9 protein-coding genes and 1 pseudogene are annotated in these 17,765 nt (G+C 73.0%); 2 read left to right on the top strand and 8 right to left on the bottom strand.

Translation table 11 applies throughout. From position 1 onward, the window contains the following. Positions 1-2: 2 nt before the first annotated feature. From kdpB to kdpF, 3 genes are read right to left on the bottom strand one after another with little or no spacing between them, the layout of a single operon-like run. Complete coding sequence (gene kdpB / locus ACWCRJ_RS13145; protein ID WP_450939369.1) at positions 3-2,141, bottom strand: potassium-transporting ATPase subunit KdpB; 2,139 nt, start codon at positions 2,139-2,141, stop codon at positions 3-5. Then, positions 2,138-3,802, bottom strand: a complete 1,665-nt coding sequence (kdpA, locus tag ACWCRJ_RS13140; RefSeq protein WP_450939368.1) for a potassium-transporting ATPase subunit KdpA — start codon at positions 3,800-3,802, stop codon at positions 2,138-2,140. Before kdpA ends, kdpB begins: the two co-directional genes overlap by 4 nt. Before the next feature lie 7 nt (positions 3,803-3,809). After that, complete coding sequence (gene kdpF / locus ACWCRJ_RS13135) at positions 3,810-3,899, bottom strand: K(+)-transporting ATPase subunit F (RefSeq protein WP_450939367.1); 90 nt, start codon at positions 3,897-3,899, stop codon at positions 3,810-3,812. 479 nt (positions 3,900-4,378) lie between these two features. Between kdpF and ACWCRJ_RS13130 the strand changes: the two genes are divergently transcribed. Continuing rightward, positions 4,379-6,334 (top strand): amino acid transporter, encoded by a 1,956-nt coding sequence (locus tag ACWCRJ_RS13130; protein WP_450939366.1) that lies wholly within the window; start codon positions 4,379-4,381, stop codon positions 6,332-6,334. Between the two features lie 463 nt (positions 6,335-6,797). Here the strand turns inward: ACWCRJ_RS13130 and ACWCRJ_RS13125 are convergent, their stop codons facing one another. From ACWCRJ_RS13125 to ACWCRJ_RS13105, 5 genes and pseudogenes are all read right to left on the bottom strand, one after another. Next, positions 6,798-8,141 carry a TIGR02679 family protein gene (locus tag ACWCRJ_RS13125; protein WP_450939365.1) on the bottom strand — a complete coding sequence of 448 codons (1,344 nt, stop codon included), beginning with the start codon at positions 8,139-8,141 and terminating at the stop codon, positions 6,798-6,800. Continuing rightward, entirely contained in the window at positions 8,138-12,280 is a 4,143-nt protein-coding gene (locus ACWCRJ_RS13120) for a TIGR02680 family protein (RefSeq protein ID WP_450939364.1), read from the bottom strand. The genes ACWCRJ_RS13125 and ACWCRJ_RS13120 overlap by 4 nt, the downstream gene beginning before the upstream one ends. Continuing rightward, positions 12,277-13,572 carry a TIGR02678 family protein gene (locus tag ACWCRJ_RS13115; RefSeq protein ID WP_450939363.1) on the bottom strand — a complete coding sequence of 432 codons (1,296 nt, stop codon included), beginning with the start codon at positions 13,570-13,572 and terminating at the stop codon, positions 12,277-12,279. The genes ACWCRJ_RS13120 and ACWCRJ_RS13115 overlap by 4 nt, the downstream gene beginning before the upstream one ends. After that, the gene (locus tag ACWCRJ_RS13110; protein WP_450939362.1) at positions 13,569-15,122 is read right to left on the bottom strand and encodes a TIGR02677 family protein; all 1,554 of its coding nucleotides are present in this window, start codon (positions 15,120-15,122) and stop codon (positions 13,569-13,571) included. Before ACWCRJ_RS13110 ends, ACWCRJ_RS13115 begins: the two co-directional genes overlap by 4 nt. A gap of 293 nt (positions 15,123-15,415) precedes the next feature. Beyond that, positions 15,416-16,120: pseudogene (locus ACWCRJ_RS13105) on the bottom strand (TetR/AcrR family transcriptional regulator); the annotation flags it as partial. Between the two features lie 148 nt (positions 16,121-16,268). Between ACWCRJ_RS13105 and ACWCRJ_RS13100 the strand changes: the two are divergent. Next, complete coding sequence (locus tag ACWCRJ_RS13100) at positions 16,269-17,747, top strand: APC family permease (RefSeq protein WP_450939361.1); 1,479 nt, start codon at positions 16,269-16,271, stop codon at positions 17,745-17,747. Positions 17,748-17,765: the final 18 nt, after the last annotated feature.

The raw sequence follows: 17,765 nt of genomic DNA, 5'->3' as shown, positions 1-17,765 counted from the left end.
CTTCACCCGATTCCGGGAATGAGCGAGATGAGTACGTCGATGACCTTGATGCCGATGAACGGGGCGATCAGGCCGCCGAGGCCGTAGATGCCGAGGTTGCGGCGGAGCAGCCTGTCGGCGCTCATCGGCCGGTACCGCACGCCCCGCAGGGCGAGCGGCACCAGGGCGATGATGATCAGCGCGTTGAAGACGACCGCCGAGAGGATCGCGGAGTCCGGCGAGGACAGCCGCATGATGTTGAGCCGGTCGAGGCCCGGGTGGACGGCGGCGAACAGCGCGGGGATGATCGCGAAGTACTTCGCGACGTCGTTGGCGATGGAGAACGTCGTCAACGCGCCCCGGGTGATGAGGAGTTGCTTGCCGATCTCGACGATCTCGATGAGCTTGGTCGGGTCGGAGTCGAGGTCGACCATGTTGCCAGCCTCCTTGGCGGCCGAGGTTCCGGTGTTCATGGCCACTCCCACGTCCGCCTGGGCCAGCGCGGGCGCGTCGTTGGTGCCGTCGCCGGTCATCGCGACGAGTTTGCCGCCGGCCTGCTCCCGTTTGATGAGGGCCATCTTGTCCTCGGGCGTGGCCTCGGCGAGGAAGTCGTCGACGCCCGCCTCGTCCGCGATCGCCTTCGCGGTCAGCGGGTTGTCGCCCGTGATCATGACGGTTCTGATGCCCATGCGCCGCAGTTCACCGAACCGCTCGCGCATGCCGTCCTTGACCACGTCCTTGAGGTGGACGACGCCCAGCACGCGTGCCCCGTCGGCGTCCTCGACCGCCACGAGCAGGGGCGTGCCGCCCGCGCCGGCGATGCGTTCGGCGATCCCGTCGGCGTCCCCGGCGATCGTCCCGCCCCGCTCCCGCACCCAGGCGGTGACCGAACCGGCGGCGCCCTTGCGGACCTTGCGCCCGTCGACGTCCACACCGGACATCCGGGTCTGGGCGGTGAAGGCGATCCACTCGGCGCCGGTCAGCTCTCCCTGATGCCGCTCGGGCAGCCCGTACCTAGTCGTCGCGAGGGCGACCACGGAGCGGCCCTCCGGTGTCTCGTCGGCCAGCGAGGAGAGCCGGGCCGCCTCCGCGACCTCCGACGCGGAGGTGCCGTTCACCGGTAGGAACTCGGCCGCCTGCCTGTTGCCGAGCGTGATGGTGCCCGTCTTGTCGAGCAGGAGCGTCGAGACGTCCCCGGCGGCCTCGACCGCGCGGCCGGACATCGCCAGGACGTTGCGCTGGACCAGCCGGTCCATGCCCGCGATGCCGATGGCCGACAGGAGCGCGCCGATGGTGGTCGGGATGAGGCACACCAGCAGTGCCACCAGGACGACCATCGTGAGGTGGGTGCCGGCGTGGTCGGCGAACGGGGGCAGCGTCGCCACCGCCAGCAGGAACACGATCGTCAGCGAGGCCAGCAGGATGTTGAGGGCGATCTCGTTGGGCGTCTTCTGCCGGGCGGCGCCCTCGACCAGGCTGATCATCCGGTCGACGAAGGTCTCACCGGGCCTGGTGGTGATCTTGACGACGATCCGGTCGGAGAGGACCTTCGTCCCGCCGGTCACGGCGCACCGGTCGCCGCCGGACTCCCGGATGACCGGGGCCGACTCCCCGGTGATCGCCGATTCGTCGACCGACGCGACACCCTCGACGACGTCACCGTCGCCGGGAATGACGTCCCCCGCCTCGCAGACGACCCGGTCGCCGACGCGGAGGCCGGTGCCGGGGACACGTTCCTCCGCTGTTCCGTTCGGGGAGAGCCGGCGGGCGACGGTGTCCGTCCTGGCCCTGCGCAGGGTGTCGGCCTGCGCCTTGCCGCGGCCCTCCGCGACCGCCTCCGCCAGGTTGGCGAAGATCACGGTCAGCCAGAGCCAGGCGCTGATGGTCCAGCCGAACCCGTCGCCCGGGTCCTCGAAGGAGAACAGCGTGGTCAGCACGGACCCGACCAGCACCACGAACATGACGGGTGACTTGACCATCAGCCGCGGGTCGAGCTTGCGCAGGGCGTCCGGCAGCGAGGTGAGCAGTTGCCGGGGGTCGAAGTTCCCGGCGCCGACGCGGCCCTCGTTCACCCCGTGCCGGGTGGGTGCGGCGCCGTGCGGCGGCCGGGCGGGGGTGACTGTGGCCATCGTGTCCTCGTGCTTGTTCACGTCGGTGGTCATGACGCCAGCCCTTCGGCGAGCGGGCCCAGTGCCAGGGCCGGGAAGTAGGTCAGCCCGGTGATGATCAGGATCGCGCCCACCAACAACCCGGCGAACAGGGGCTTTTCGGTACGGAGCGTGCCGGCCGTGACCGGTACGGGTCTCTGTTCGGCGAGCGAACCGGCGAGGGCGAGCACGAAGACCATCGGCAGGAACCGGCCGAGCAGCATCGCGATGCCGAGCGTGCTGTTGAACCACTGGGTGTCGGCGTTCAGCCCGGCGAAGGCCGAGCCGTTGTTGTTCGACGCGGAGGTATAGGCGTAGAGGATCTCGGAGAATCCGTGCGCGCCGGAGTTGGTCATGGAGTGGCCGGGCGTCGGCAGCGCCATGGCCGCCGCGGTGAGGACGAGCACCAGCGCGGGCGTGACGAGGATGTAGCAGGCGGCGAGCTTGATCTCGCGGGTGCCGATCTTCCTGCCCAGGTACTCGGGGGTGCGGCCGACCATCAGCCCGGCGATGAACACGGCGATGATCGCCATGACGAGCATGCCGTACAGACCGGAGCCGACGCCGCCGGGGGCGATCTCGCCCAGCATCATGCCGAGCATGGTGACGCCGCCGCCGAGACCGGTGAGGGAGGAATGGGATGCGTCCACCGCGCCCGTGGAGGTGAGGGTGGTCGACACCGCGAAGATCGACGAACCGCCGACCCCGAACCTGACCTCCTTGCCCTCCATGGCGCCACCGGCGAACTGCGCTGCCGGGCCGTGGTGGGCGAACTCGGTCCACATCATCAGCGCCACGAACCCGACCCAGACGGTGGCCATGGTGGCGAGGATCGCGTAGCCCTGCTTCACGCTGCCGACCATGGTTCCGAAGGTGCGGGTCAGGGCGAACGGGACGACGAGCATCAGGAAGATCTCGAAGAGGTTGGTGAAGGGCGTCGGGTTCTCGAACGGGTGAGCGGAGTTGGCGTTGAAGACGCCGCCGCCGTTGGTCCCGATCTCCTTGACGGCCTCGGTGGAGGCGACGGCGCCGCCGTTCCACTGCTGGGAGCCGCCCATGAACTGTCCGACCTCGTGGATGCCGGAGAAGTTCTGGACGACCCCGCAGGCGACCAGCACGACGGCCGCGATCACCGACAGCGGCAGCAGGATGCGCGTGACCCCGCGGACCAGATCGGCCCAGAAATTGCCGAGTTCACCACCGCGGGACCTGGCGAAGCCCCGCACGAGGGCCACGGCGACCGCCATGCCGACGGCCGCCGACACGAAGTTCTGTACGGCCAGACCGGCGACCTGCACGACGTGGCCCATGGCCTGTTCGCCGTAGTACGACTGCCAGTTGGTGTTGGTCACGAAGGACGCAGCGGTGTTGAACGCCTGGTCCGGGTCGATGGAGGCGAAGCCCAGCGAGCCGGGCAGGGCGCCCTGGAGCCGCTGGAGGAGGTAGAGGAAAAGGACGCCCACGACCGAGAAGGCGAGGATGCCACGCAGGTACGCGGGCCAGTGCATCTCGGTGTCGGGGTCGGCGCCGATGCCCTTGTACAGCCACTTCTCGACCCGCCAGTGCCGGTCGGAGGAGTAGACCGCGGCCATGTAGCTGCCGAGGGGGGCGTGGGCGAGCCCGAGCGCCGCCATGAGGGCCAGCAGTTGCAGCACGCCGGCGAGTACGGGACCCATGGGTTTCTCAGAACCTCTCCGGGAAGATCAGGGCGAGGACGAGATAGCCCAGCAGGGCGACGGACACGACCAGGCCGACGACGTTCTCGACGCTCACAGCCGGGTCACCCCCTTGGCGACCAGAGCCACCAGCGCGAACACCGCGACCGTGACGACGACGAAGGCCACATCGGCCATCGCGAACTCCTAGAGCTGAGAGATGTTCGAAAGAGGTTCGAAAGAGAACCGGACGCCTTCGAGGGAACCTCCTCGCCGGCCGGAATCGGTCGGCCTTGACGCATCCCTGACGGGGACGGCGTCGGCTTTGACAGACCTCTTACGCGCCGGGCTGGGCCTTCTTCCCCGCGCTCCTCTTGCGCTCCTCCTGCGCGCTACTTTTCCGCGCTCCTTCTCCACGACGCGACGCGGAAAGCAGCGGGCCGCCCGCACCCCGGACCCCGTCGGCGCAGACCTTAACGCGGTCTTGACGCCGCCTTGTCCCCTTCCCCATGGCCTGGGCATCTCTCGTTGCCTACGCTGATGCGGCGGTCTTCCGATGGCCGGAAACGTTCGTATCACCGCACGTCAGGAGCGTCCATGGCCACCCTGGAGGACACCCGCACCAGCCGTCTGCGGGCCTGGATGCTGGAGGGGCTGTCCGACATGGGCAAGGGCGGCGGCCACACCGGACCGCACGCCCCGCCCCGGCCCGAGCACACCGGACGGCCCTGGTGGCGGGTGATGTGCCTGACGGGCGTCGACTACTTCTCCACCCTCGGCTACCAGCCGGGCATCGCCGCCCTCGCCGCCGGTCTCCTCTCCCCCGTGGCGACCATCGTCCTCGTGATCGTCACGCTCGCCGGAGCGCTTCCCGTCTACCGCCGCGTGGCCGAGGAGAGCCCCCGGGGCGAGGGGTCGATCGCCATGCTGGAGCGGCTACTGACGTTCTGGAAGGGCAAGTTGTTCGTCCTCACCCTGCTGGGCTTCGCGGCGACCGACTTCCTGATCACGATCACCCTCTCGGCCGCGGACGCCTCCACCCACCTGATCGAGAACCCCCACCTCACCGGTGCCCTCCACGACAAACAGGTCCTGATCACGCTCGTCCTCATCGCCCTGCTGGGCGCGGTGTTCCTGAAGGGCTTCCTGGAGGCCATCGGCGTCGCGGTGGTCCTGGTGGGTGTCTACCTCGGGCTGAACGTCGTGGTCGTGGCCGTCGGCCTGTGGCACGTCGTCACCGAGGGCCATGTCGTCACCGACTGGTCGACCGCACTGACCGCCGAACACGGCAACGTCTTCGTCATGATCGGTGTGGCCCTGATCGTCTTCCCCAAGCTCGCGCTCGGCCTCTCCGGCTTCGAGACCGGTGTCGCGGTCATGCCGCACGTGCAGGGGGACCCCGGCGACACCGAGGAGAATCCAGGGGGCCGTATCCGCGACACGAAGAAGCTCCTGACCGCGGCCGCCGTGATCATGAGCGTCTTCCTGGTCTGCACGAGCTTCATCACCACCCTGCTCATTCCGGAGAAGGAGTTCGAGCCGGGCGGCGACGCCAACGGGCGCGCCCTGGCCTATCTGGCGCACGACTACCTGGGGAGCGCCTTCGGCACGGTCTACGACGTCTCCACCATCGCCATCCTCTGGTTCGCGGGCGCCTCCGCCATGGCCGGCCTGCTGAACCTGATGCCGCGCTACCTGCCCCGCTACGGCATGGCCCCGCACTGGGCCCGCGCCGTCCGGCCCATGGTCATCGTCTTCACCCTGGTCGGCTTCCTGGTCACCTGGATCTTCGACGCGGACGTCGACGCCCAGGGCGGCGCCTACGCCACGGGTGTCCTGGTCCTGATCAGCTCGGCGGCGATCGCGGTGACCATCGCCGCGCGCAAGGCCGGCCAGCGCAACTGGACCATCGCCTTCGGCGTCATCTCGGCCGTCTTCCTCTACACCACCGTCCTGAACGTCGTCGAACGCCCCGACGGTGTGAAGATCGGCGCCTGCTTCATCGCCGGCATCATCCTCGTCTCGCTCCTGTCCCGTCTGGCCCGCGCCTTCGAGCTGCGCGTGACGAGTGTGCGGCTGGACGACATGGCGGAACGTTTCGTCCGGGACATCGCCCACCGTAAGATCCGCTTCATCGCCAACGAGCCCGACAACAGGGACCGTACCGAGTACCGCGAGAAGATCGAACAGATCCGTCACGACAACGACCTCCCCACCGCCGAGGACTTCGTGTTCGTCGAGGTGACGGTGACGGACCCCTCGGAGTTCGAGGCCGGCCTGACGGTCCGGGGCGAGGTGATGCACGGCCGCTACCGCGTCCTGACCCTGGAGTCGTCCTCGATCCCCAACGCCCTGGCCGCCCTGCTCCTGCACGTCCGCGACTCGACGGGCGCCCTGCCGCACATCTACTTCGAGTGGACCGAGGGCGGACCCTTCGCCAACTTCCTCCGCTTCTTCCTCTTCGGCCAGGGCGAGGTCGCCCCGGTCACCCGGGAGGTCCTGCGCGAGGCGGAACGCGACCGGGCCCGACGTCCTCGGGTACACGTCGGCTGACCTCCTCGGAGGCATCTCGCGCTGCCCCGCGCCGAGTTCCGTGCGGGGAGCGCGGTGGCCTCACGAGGTGCTCGGGGCCGCCGGTGCGGGGCCCAGGCCGCTCGGTTCGCGTACGGTCCCGCCGAGCTTGTCCCACAGCCCTTCCGGCAGTTCCGGCTTCGCGCTGACGACCCAGCGTGGGCGGTCAGTGACGGAAGGTCTGCAGGGCGCTCGGTGTGGGTGCTTCTCCGGCGGCCGGCGTCCAGGCTTGTCCCGTACGGGGCTGGGTCGTACCGGAGGGGAGGCGTCTGGGCGGACCCGTCCGGTCGGGGCGAGCGGCGCTGCCCGCGGCCGGCCCGGCTTCCAGCACCGGGGGTTCGAGGTGCCGCTCGACGAGTCGGGCTGCGGCGGCCAGGCCGATGAGATGCTCGGCACCTCCGGCTGACGCCTCCCCGCCGGGCTCGCACCCGTACGTGCGCGGCGCTCACGCCCGTACGTGCGCGGCGAGGTCCGTCAGCAGGTCGTCGGCCGTCAACTCCTCGACGACGGCGGTGTCGTGGTCGAGGACGGCTGGGGTCAGCGCGGGGTCCCAGGGGGCCTCGGTGAGGCGGCCGGGCCGGGGGCCGTGCGGGGAGCGCGCGACCGCCGCGCGGTAGTCCGCCGCCGCCATGCGCCAGGGACGGGCCGGTGTCTTGTCCAGGACGTAGGCGGCGATACGGATGCCCTCGCCGTCGAAGTCGCCGTGGTAGCGGAGGGCCGCGCCGTGGTCCGCGAGGAGCCGGAGAAGGTGGACGGCCGCACTGTTGGGCCAGCCGGACGTGCACACCAGTGGCGGACAGACCGGGCCGAAGCGGCGCAGGGCGAGGGCCAGGATGCTGGGGTTCTCCACGGCGTGGACGACGGTCACGGGGTCCGCCCGGAGGCCGAACTCACCCGGGGCCCGCAGCTGGGCGAGGGTCAGGGCGGCTCCCTGTCCGGCCTCGGCGCAGACCCGGCTCACGCGGGCGAGCGGCCCCTCGCCGGACGGGCGCAGTCCCGCGACGAGCACGGTGGCGGACAGGTCGTCGTCGGCGACGCCCGCACACGCCCACAGGGCACGCCGGTCCGCGGCCGATCGCGGCGGGGCGCTGTCGTGGAGGGCCGCCAGGGCGCGCAGGACGAGGGCGGACAGGCGCGTGCCGTCGTCGAGGGCGTGAGAGTCGCCGCGCAGGACCCGGGCCGCGAACACGGGCAGGGGCTCGGCCCGGGCGGGCAGCTCGGCGAGCACGGTCAGCGCGTCGGTCAGCAGGGAGCGGGTGCGTTCCGGTGAGCCGCCGACCAGGCCGGCGGCTCGGCACGAGGCGGTCCAGTCGGCGAGCGCGGGCTGGGCCCGCACGGTGGCGTGGCCGTCCAGCCAGGTCCACAGCCCGGCCCGTTCGACGTCCCGCCGACGGCGGGCGCCCGCGCGGTCGTCGAGAGGGCCGACGAGGTCGGTGACGGCTTCGCGCACCGTCCGGCCGCACAGTTCGGCGACGGCCTCCTCCAGGCGGGCCAGGGCGACGAAGGGGCGGGCGTCCGGCAGCCGGTCCAGGCCCAGCAGATCGGCGAGGGCCTCGCGCTGGGCGTCGTCGAGCGGTCCGAGCCGCACCCGGGCGACGGGGCGGCCGGAGGAGAGGCGGTCGTGGACCGTGGCCCACAGGGGGCGCAGCTCGGGGCGGCGCAGGGTGCGCTCGCCCGGGGTCGGGCCGCCGGGGGCCGAGACGCGTTGAACCAGGTCGTGAGGAGCCGGGTCGTGAGGAGCCAGGTCGTGAGGAGCCGGGTCGTGAGGAGCCGGGTCGCGGGAGGTCATCCCGTCTCCAGGTCGGTGCCGTTCCAGACGAAACGGGCGCTGGTGACCGCGTCGTCGTGCCCGTCGGTGAGGAGTTGGTGGACGGCGATGCCGGGCAGCTCGCCGTAGGTGCACCACTCGTGGTCGGAGGTGACCATGAGGTCCAGGTCGAGTGCGGTGAGCAGGGCGAAGACCTGTCCGCGGTTGACGGTGTCGACGCCGACGAAGACCTCGTCCAGCAGGATCGGCCGGGGCGCCAGCGGCACCGCCTCGTAGTGCGCGGCGACCGCGGCGAACAGCGGCAGGTGCAGCGCGATGGCCTTCTCCCCGCCGGAGAGCGCGCCGTGCAGCTTCTTCGTCAGCGGCTGCCAGCCGGTGCCGCCGGCCCGGTCGAGGCGGACGGTGAAGCGGTGCCAGGCGGTGTAGTCGAGCACCTCGCCGAGCTGTTCCTCCCAGCTCGCGGCCGTGTCGCTGCCCTTGGCCTCCCCGACACGGGCACGGAAGAAGGCGTGCAGGGCCTCCCGGTCGGACTCGGTGACCCGGCCGGGGTCCTTCAGCAGCAACTGCCGGGCGGTGCGGGTGCTGTCGGGGAGATCCGGCCGGACGTCCCAGACGAGCTGGACGGCGACGTCGGAGGCGGTTCGGACCCGCTCCAGGTGTCCGTTCATCCGGTCGACGAGTTCACCGGCCTGGCGGATGCGGACCGCGAGGTGGCGGCGGATGTCGCCGGTGAGGATCTGGTCGAAGAGGCGCCTCTCTCCGCCGGTGATGTCGTCACGGCTGCCGTCGCGTTGCCGGGCGAGCGCGCCGAGCAGGCCCGTGGCCCCCACGCGTACGCCGTCCAGGGTGGCGGTGAACAGCTGGACGTCGTCGTCGGGTTCCAGGTCCAGGTCGGCCCGGGCACCCAGGTGCCGACGGGCCTCGTGGACCGCCTCCGAGAGCCGGGTCGCGGCGTCGCCCAGGTTGCGCGGGGCGTGCGGGATGCCGGGCCAGTGCGCCGCGACGGCGCGGGCGGTCTCCAGAGTGGCCCTGGTGCCGTCCCCGGCGTCCGGTTCCGACGGGAGGCCCGCGTCCTCGGCCAGCCCGACCAGGCACAGATGCCGGAGCCGGTGCGCCGCGCGGTCCCGGACCAGGACGGACTGCTCCCGTCGTGCGGCGTCCTGTCCGCTGACGGCCCGCAGCCCGCCGATCCGTCCTTCCAGCCGGAGCAGGAGGTCGGCCGCCCGGGCGGCCGCCTCACGGCAGCGGCGCAGTTCCTCACGCACCTCGGCGACCCGCGCGACGATCTGCCGGTAGTCCGCGCCGACGGTGGCCTCCACCGCCTCCAGGCGCGCCCGCAGACCCGCGGCCTCCGCCTCGGCGGCGGCCGCGTCCCCGGCCTGTTCCTCGGCCGCCCGGTGCGAGCGGTCCGCCCGCGCGGCCGACTGCCGGGCCGTGTCGGCCGCGACGTCCGCGGCGAGACGGGCGTCCACCCAGCTGTCGGCGCTGTCCCGGTACCTGTCGAGGTCGGCGGAGAGTGCGCTCAGCCGGCCGCGGTCGGTGGGCAGCGCGTGTTCCGCGGCCCGGCGGCCGAGCGTACGCAGCGCGCCCGCCACCTCGCTCTCGCACCGCGCCAGCCGCCCGGCGGCATCGCGGACGGCGTCGTCCCGGGCGGCCACCGCCTCCTCCGCCCGGTCCCGGTCGCGCCGCCGGGCGTCGAGTTCCCGGTGGTCGGGGCGGGCGGCCCGGTCGGCGTCCAGCCGGGCGCGGCGGGCGGCGAGGTCGCGCGAGCGGTCGTCGAGCGCGGCGAGGGAGGCGTTCGCCCCGGCGATGCGGTCGGTCAGCTCGCCGATCGCACGCTGCCGGGCCCGCTGCCGGGCGAGGGTGCCGATGTAGGCCGGTTCCGGCTTGCTCCAGGACCCGGTGGCGAGCGCGAGCCGCCAGGCGCCGCCGGCGGACACGGCCGCTGCGTGACCGTCGGGCAGGCCCGACCCGAACGCGACCCCGGCGAGGATCCGGGTCACGGTGTCGACCGGCACCGGGATGCCCTCCTCGGGCCGCAGCACCGCCAGCAGGCTGTGGCCCGGAGCGGCCACCGCCAGCGCGGCCTCGGCACGGGTGTCGTGACCCGGCAGTGTGATCCCGCCATAGGGGCCGACCCAGGCGTCCAGGAGGCCCGACGCCTCGAGCGCGGCCTCCACCGCCGCCTGGACCGGGAGCGGGACTCCTTCACGGAAGGCGATCAGCCGCCACAGGGGTGCTCCCGCCGTCGCCGTGCGGACGGTGGTGCGGGTGGCCGGGGACGGCGGCGGCAGATCGGTCTCACCGCTGAGCCGCTGTACCTCCTCCACGAGCCGGCCCCGCTCGTCCCACAGGCCCGGACGCGCTGCCCGGACGGTGGCCTCCGCCGTGGCGATCTCCCGTTCCAGCGGGCGGGCGGCCGCTTCGACGAGGGCCGTCACCTCGGCCTCGGCCGCCGCTGCGGCGGCGAGTTCCCCGGGGTCGGCGATGCGCAGTTCGGCGCATGCGCCGGCCCAGTCGAGCAGCCGTCGGGCCTGCGCGGCCAGGGCGTCGTCCCAGGCTCCGGACGCCGCGTCCCGCCGGGCGACCGCCTCCGCGAACCGGGCCCGGGCCTCGTCCAGCAGATCCTCGGCGGCGCCCCGGTCGCGTACCGCGCGGTCGTGTGCGTCCATCGCCTCGGCGATGACGGCGAGTTGCCGACGCCGGGCGGTGACCGCGCCCCGCAGCAGCCGGCGGGCCTGCCGGGCACCGTTCTCGCCCGCCGGGGACGCGCCGGGGTCCGCCCGCCCCTGCCCGCCGTCCGCTGCCCGCCGGGGGCCGTCAGAAGCGGCGTCCAGGATGCTGTCCGCCTCATGGTGGATGGACTCCAGGCCCGCCGAACGGGCCGACCGGCGTGCTTCCTCGGCGACTTCGCGCGCGTGCTCGTCGAGGACGCGGGCCCGGCCCGCCGTCTCGTCGGCGTGCCTGCGGTCCCTCTCCGCCTCGGCCCGGTCGGCCTCGGCGAGGGCCCGCCGCCGTGCGGCGACCGCCGTCCCGTCCTCGGTGCGGCGGCGGAGCCGGTCCAGCTCCTCGCCCCGCTTGTACGCGTCGCTCTCCCGCAGGCCCTCGACGGTCTCCTCCAGGGCGTGTGCGCGCAGCTCCTGTTCCTCGCGCAGGGCCCGGGCCGACTCGCGTTGCGCGACGGCCTGTTCGAACTCCTCGGCGCTTCTCCGGGCCGCGCGGGTGAGGTCGTCCATCTCGGTGGTGGCCGAGATCAGCGCGGCCGAGGCGGCGCGCAGGACCCGTCGCGCGTAGCCCCGCTGCCGCGCGGCGACGGTCTCGGCCGCCGCCACTTCGTCGTCGAGCCGTCTCAGGTGTTCCCGCTGGCGGTCCAGCCGTTCGAAGCCCTCGGCGAGTTCGGCGATCTCGCCCTCGCCCAGCGGCGGCAGGGCCCGGGACAACAGGGTGGAGAGCAGGGACGGGTCGAGGCGTTCGGAGAGTTTGGGCTGGCGCAGCTGGAGCAGGGCGGACAGCAGCGACTCGTAGCGCTGCTCCCCCATCCCGGCGAAGAGCGCGCGTCGTACGGCCGTGCGGTGGTCGGTTGCCGAGGCGTGTACGTCGCCCCGGTCGCCCAGGGCTTCGGTGAGGGCGGCGCGGGTCAGCGGCTGTCCCGCCTCGTTGACCAGGAGCACGCCGTCGGGGTGGGCGATCCGGGCGCCGGTGGTGAAGTAGTCGGCGTGCACCCCGGTGGTGTGCACGCTCGCCTGCAGACGTGCCCCGCAGCCGAACCAGCGCTCGGTGCCGTCGTCGTCGACGCGGCGGAACTCCATCCACACGTATCCGACGCGGGTCTTTCCGGTGGCGCCCTCGCCGAGCAGGTTCCAGTGCATGGTGCGCTCCGAACCGCCGAACGTGGACAGGCGGTTGGGGCGGAGGCTGGCGTCGAAGAGGAAGGGCAGCAGCAGTTCCAGGGCCTTGGACTTGCCCGAGCCGTTCTGGCCGCGCAGCAGCAGGCGGCCCTGGTGGAAGGTGAACGTCTCGTCGTAGTAGCGCCAGACGTTGAGGATGCCGGCGCGGTGCGGCTGCCAGCGGCCGCTGGGCGCCTCGGCCGCTCGCTCCGGTGTGCGCGCGGGCTCGGGGAACTCGGGCCGCCGGGGAACGGGAAGCTCTGTCACGCTCACTGCCTGTCGTCCTCTGTTTCCTCTGTCGCCGGTGCTTCCGGGGCCGAACTCGTCGTCTCCGTCAGGCGGTAGCGGTGGGCGGCCGGGCGCGCGACGACACGGCCGCCCACCCGGTGGGCCAGACCGACGTCACGCAGTACGCCGACGGCGTCGTCGGACAGGCGGGCCGCGCCGTCCTCGGACCGGTAGGCCTTGGCCCAGCGCGGGAAGCGGCGCAGCAGGTCGACGCCCACCTCGCCGAGCTGCTCGGGGAGGAGTCCGGCGGGCGCGGCGCAGAGGGGTTCCAGGAGGAGCAGCGCGGCGACCCGTGCGGTGGAGGTGTCGTCGGGGAAACGGACGTCGGTGGCGAGCCCGTCCGGGTCGACGAGCAGGAAGCCCTCGGCACGGTCCTCCAGGAGGAAGCCAGCCTGTTCGACCGAGCGGCGCAGGATCTGTCGTCCGGTCAGGGAGGTGACGTAGGCCAGTTCGTCGTCGGTGAGGTCGGACCGGTACAGGACGGGGTCGTCGAAGAGGCGCCGCAGGACCGAGTGCCGCAGTCTCAGGTTGCGCTGGGCGTCCGTGGCGGCCGTCCCGCCCGGCTCGTCGTCCGCCGTGCCGTCGCCGGTGACCGCGCCGCCGTAGCGGCGTTCGCGCACCAGCCCCGTGAGGAGTTCCCCGAATCGGGCGGGGACCTCGTCGGGGGGTACGGCCAGGCGGGAGGCGCCGACGGGTGCCGCGGGCAGGCGCATCAGCAGGGTGGTGTCCACACGGTAGAGGACTTTGGCGTCCACGGAGGCCACGTACGCCTCGGTCGAGCCGTCCACCGCGCGCAGCACGTCGTACGACTCCAGCAGCTTGAGCACGTCGACGAACGCCGTCCGCTCCGCGCGTTGGACGGGGTCGAACGCGGGCAGGGCCGGGTCGGCGGCCGTGGCCCGGACGACGCGGTCGGCGAGCATGCCGATGGTCGTCATCGGCATCGACAGCAGCTCGGCCGCCGTCACGCACAGCAGCACATAGCGCCGGCGGTCGAAGGGGGCCCGGCCCGTACGCGCCCTGCGGGCCGGGCGGGAGCCGTCCGGGTCCGCGCGGACCTTGGCGAGGCGGGCGTATCCGCGGCGGGGTTCGACCACCAGGCTCCAGCCGCAGGTGTAGTCGAACCACTGGGCCAGGGGCTCGCGACGGCGTCGTACCAGTTCGAAGCCGGCCGGGTCGGAGGTCTCGGTGAGCAGGGGGCGGGCCAGCAGGAGGCGGACGGCGCGGGCGACCTCCTCGCGTTCGGCGGCGGCCAGTTGGTTGGCGAGGGTGCTCATCCGGTCGCCTCCCGGCGCGCGGGCGGCGGGGCCGCGAGCGTGGCGGTGCCTCCCGCCTCCGTGATGTGGACGAGGTAGTCCGGTCCGGCCAGCGCGCCCTTCGGTGTGCGCAGCAGGGCGGTGCGGCCGTCGGGGTGCGGGGCCAGCGCGATCTCCATCCGGCCGTCGCCCGTCGTGGCGCGCCGCAGTCCGCCCGCGTCCGGCCGGGCGGACAGGGCGCGGCCGAGCAGGTCCAGCAGGCGGTCGAAGACCGCGGGTTCCAGCTCGCCGAACGCCGACAGCCGCACGGGTCCGGGTGTCTCCAACGACCGCCAGGCGACGGCGAGTTCGGCCCGTTCCGCGCGGGCCCGCTCGGCGCGCTCGGCGCGGACCGCCGCGACGTCGCGCACCCTGGCCGTGCGGGTGAAGCGTTCCGTCCGTCCGCTGGTCCGCAGGAGCGCCGACACCTCCACGGGCGGGGTCTCGGCCCAGGACCGGGACGAGGGAATCAGTTCCGGGTCGGGGTGGGCGAGGTGGGCGTGGCGTGCCGGGCCGAGTCCGAAGGCCGCCGACCACAGCCGGTGCAGGTCCTCCTCCGCCGGGGCGGCGGCGAACCAGCGCGCCAGTTCCCGGAAGTCCTGCACGGCGCTGGAGGAGCGGCGGCGTGACTCGTTGATCCGCTCCAGGACCTGCAGGAGCGAGACGATGGCCCGGCGGGCGATGTCGTGCAGCTGCTCGATGCGGGGCCGCGCCCCGTCGTCCGGCAGGAACCACGACCGCAGTCCCGCCCAGCGGGCGCGGCGGCTCTCCAGCCAGCCGGCCGCGGGGTCCGCACCGGCCACCGGCGGCAGTTCGGCCCCGCGCAGCGCCCGCTCGCGCAAGACGGCGATGCCTTGCTCCTCCACCCGGGCCACGGCGGCGGCGACGGTCTGGCCGCGACGGTCGAGGTTGACCAGGAACTCCTGGAGATAGGCGACGGTGGCGGCCTTGACCTCGCGGAACACCTCCGGATCGGCGCTCTCGGCGCGCAGCAGCCGCTGGAGTTCGCCGTTGAACGCCTTGGTGTTCTCCACCAGGGCCTCCAGATGACCTTCCAGCTCGCGCAGGGTGGTGAAGATCCGGCGATCGGCGGAGGCGGGTTCGTCGGCCAGCAGGCTCAGTTCGTCCAGCCGGTCGGCGATCGCCTCCAGCACGGCCGTCTGCAACGCCCCCGTGGAGGCGAGGACGTCCAGCGCGTGCCGGACCGCGGCGAGGGCGGCCTCGCCCCGGCGGGTCAGCGAATACTGCAGGTTGCGGCGCTCGTACTCCTCGGCCGTGCGGTAGTTCTCGGCGTGGTTGTGCACCACGTCCAGCAGCTCCCACCTCACGAGCTTTCCGAGCGTTTCGTGCAGGTCGTCGTCCTCGACCGCCGCCGCCCAGCCCACCGCGCGCAGCCACTCGCGGACCGCGTCGAGCCCGAGCGCCGTCTCCAGATGCTCACCGGCCGCGCCGAAGGCCTCCAGCACCGCCCCGTTCAGATCGGATCTCTCCCCCGTCGTGAACCGGAACATCTCGGGTGGAACCCTACGCACGCCCGTCGCCCTCCCCCACCGCCTCGTCGGCATCCGTGACCCCACCGTAGAGGGCGACGCGGTCAATCAGAAACGGGTCCCTGACAGCGGTTTCATCCGGCGGGGCGGGGCCGGTCCCCGTACGCGCCGGACCGCCGCGGACGGGCAGCCGGGTCGGCGCCCGGTCCGCGCGACGGCCGGGAGGCCGGGTCCACGCCCGGTCCGTACGTGGGCCGGGAGGCCGGGTCCACGCCCGGTCCGTACGTGGGCCGGGAGGCCGGGTCCGCGCCCGGCCGATGCGTAGGCGGGGAGACCGGGTCCGTGGTTCGTCCGTGCGGAGCGCGGGCGGCCAGCGCTTCGAGCAGCAGATCGACCGCGTCCTCGAAGGAGCTGTCCGCCATGGCTCGCAGGTCCTGACGCACGGCGGTCAGGGCGGGGTACGACGCCGGGTCCAGCCCCTGGTAGACGTCCTGCCACGCCCGGTCGTCGGCCTCGCGCCGCTCGCGCGGGAGGGCCCGGTAGGCGGCCTCCATGGCGGCGTGGCCGAGCACGGTGTCGACGAACGTCCGGTAGAGCCGGGTCGCCTCGGCTGTCCCGAAACCGGCGGCCAGCAGGACTCCCATGCCGGTGTCGACGGCACGGATCTCATGGGGGCGCCGGGTCACCCGGTAGGAGGCGAAAGCGGCCGCGCGGGGATGGGCGAGGTAGCCGGCGCGGACCCGCAGGGCCATCTCGCGCAGGGCGGCCACCCAGTCGTCGCCCGGGACGAAGCCCGCCATCGCGTCGCCGATGATGCGGTCGGCGACGGCGAGCACCAGGTCGTCGGTGCCGTGGAAGTAGCGGTAGAGGGCGCTGGGGTCGCAGCCCAGGGCGGTGCCGAGCCGGCGCACACTGAGAGCGTCCGGGCCGTGCTCGCCCACGAGCCGCAGCGCGGTCTCCACGATCAGCTCCTCCGACAGCACGACGCCGGAGCGGGTGGGGCGGCGCCGTCTGCGCTCCTGCGGGACACGGGCGGTCATGGCGGGGCTCCTGTCGGTCGGGCGGCGTACCGGCATGGAACGGGCCCGGCCCCCTTATGTCAACAGCATTGACGCAAGAAGAACGCCAGGTGTTCCATCACAGTCCCGCGCGGCTCTACCCTCGTCCCCTCCCCACGAGGAGCCTTCCATGTCATCCACGCAACTGCGTCGCTCCCTCGGCGTGGTCGACGGCGTCGCCATCGCCGCCTCCAGCACGGCCGCCACCACCAGCATCGCCATCGGCATGGGCACGATCGCGACCATCGTGGGACTGCAGGGGCCGGCGCTCCTGCTCCTGGCCTTCCTGCCCGTGCTCGGCATCGCCACCGCCTACGCCCGGCTCAACCGCTCGGAGCCCAACTGCGGCAACGGCTACACCTGGGTCGGCAAGACCCTCGGCCCGTGGCCCGGTTTCCTGACCGGCTGGGTCACCGTCGTCGGCTCGGTCGTCTTCTGCGCCTACACCAGCGCCGTCATGGGCTCGGTGGTCCTGATCTTCGCCAACAAGGCCGGCCTCACCACCCTGGCGGGCATCGGACTCGATCCGACGTCCACCGGCGTCAGCACGGCCGTCGGGCTGGTGCTCCTGCTCGGTCTCACCGCGCTCGCCGTCACCGGCACCCGCGCCACGACCCGCTTCCAGTTCGTCCTGCTGGTCTTCGAGTACGCCGTGCTGATCGGCTTCTGCGGCTGGGCGCTCCTCACCGGTGACCAGGCCTTCTCCTTCTCCTGGTTCAACCCCTTCGAGATCGCCGACGGCACCGCCTTCGCGCAGGGCATGGTCCTTGCGGTGTTCTTCTTCTGGGGCTGGGACGCCGCCTTCAGCGTCACCGAGGAGACCAGAGAGCCGGGCGACGCCGCCCGCGGCGGCCTGATCGCCCTGTTCGCCATGCTCGGGCTGTTCCTCTTCGCCTCGGTCGCCTTCCAGCGTGAGATGAGCCTGGCCGAACTGATCAGGAACGGCCCGCAGGCCCTGCCGTACCTGGGGCAGAAGCTGGCCGCCGAGCCCTGGGCCACGCTCCCCCTGGTCGCCCTGATGTTCTCCGCCGCCGCCTCCGTGCAGTCCACGCTGATCCCCACGGCCCGCGGACTGCTCGCGATGGGCCGGGACCGCACCATGGGTCCGCTGTGGACCCGGGTGCACCCGCGCTACGGCACCCCCGCCGCCGGCACGGTCGTCGTGCTGTCCATCGCCGCCGCGATCGCCCTGCTGGCCGTCGCCCTCCCCCGGCTCAGCGACATGCTGCTGGCCGCCGTCAACGCCATCGGCCTGCTGGTCGCCCTCTACTACGGCCTCACCGCGCTCGCCTGCGCCGTCCGCTTCCGGTCCGCCCTGCGTGAGGGGCCGCGCGCGGCCGTGCTCGCCGTGGGGGTGCCCGGCGTGTCCGGCCTGGTCCTGCTGGGCCTCGGGGTCTACCTCGGCTACTCGTACCTGACGATGAGCGACCACTTCGCGCTGAGCCCCGACAACGGGTGGTTCATGTTCTCCCTGCCCGCCGTCATCGTCCTGGTGGGGCTCGGGATGGCCGCCGTCGCCAAGTACGGCCGCAGGTCGCCGTACTTCGCCACCGGACGCGGCACCGACGCCGAGGCCATCGCCCTGCCCATGGACCGCACGGCCGTCTGAGCCCCTGTCCCGGCCCCC

The sequence above is a fragment of the Streptomyces sp. NPDC002324 genome (assembly GCF_053593335.1).
This window is presented reverse-complemented; position numbering and strand designations above follow the sequence as displayed.

Coding starts and splice junctions, on each gene's coding strand:
- kdpB (WP_450939369.1), bottom strand. CDS start 2,141: ATGACCACCGACGTGAACAAGCACGAGGACACGATGGCCACAGTCACC.
- kdpA (WP_450939368.1), bottom strand. CDS start 3,802: ATGGGTCCCGTACTCGCCGGCGTGCTGCAACTGCTGGCCCTCATGGCG.
- ACWCRJ_RS13130 (WP_450939366.1), top strand. CDS start 4,379: ATGGCCACCCTGGAGGACACCCGCACCAGCCGTCTGCGGGCCTGGATG.
- ACWCRJ_RS13125 (WP_450939365.1), bottom strand. CDS start 8,141: ATGACCTCCCGCGACCCGGCTCCTCACGACCCGGCTCCTCACGACCTG.
- ACWCRJ_RS13115 (WP_450939363.1), bottom strand. CDS start 13,572: ATGAGCACCCTCGCCAACCAACTGGCCGCCGCCGAACGCGAGGAGGTC.
- ACWCRJ_RS13100 (WP_450939361.1), top strand. CDS start 16,269: ATGTCATCCACGCAACTGCGTCGCTCCCTCGGCGTGGTCGACGGCGTC.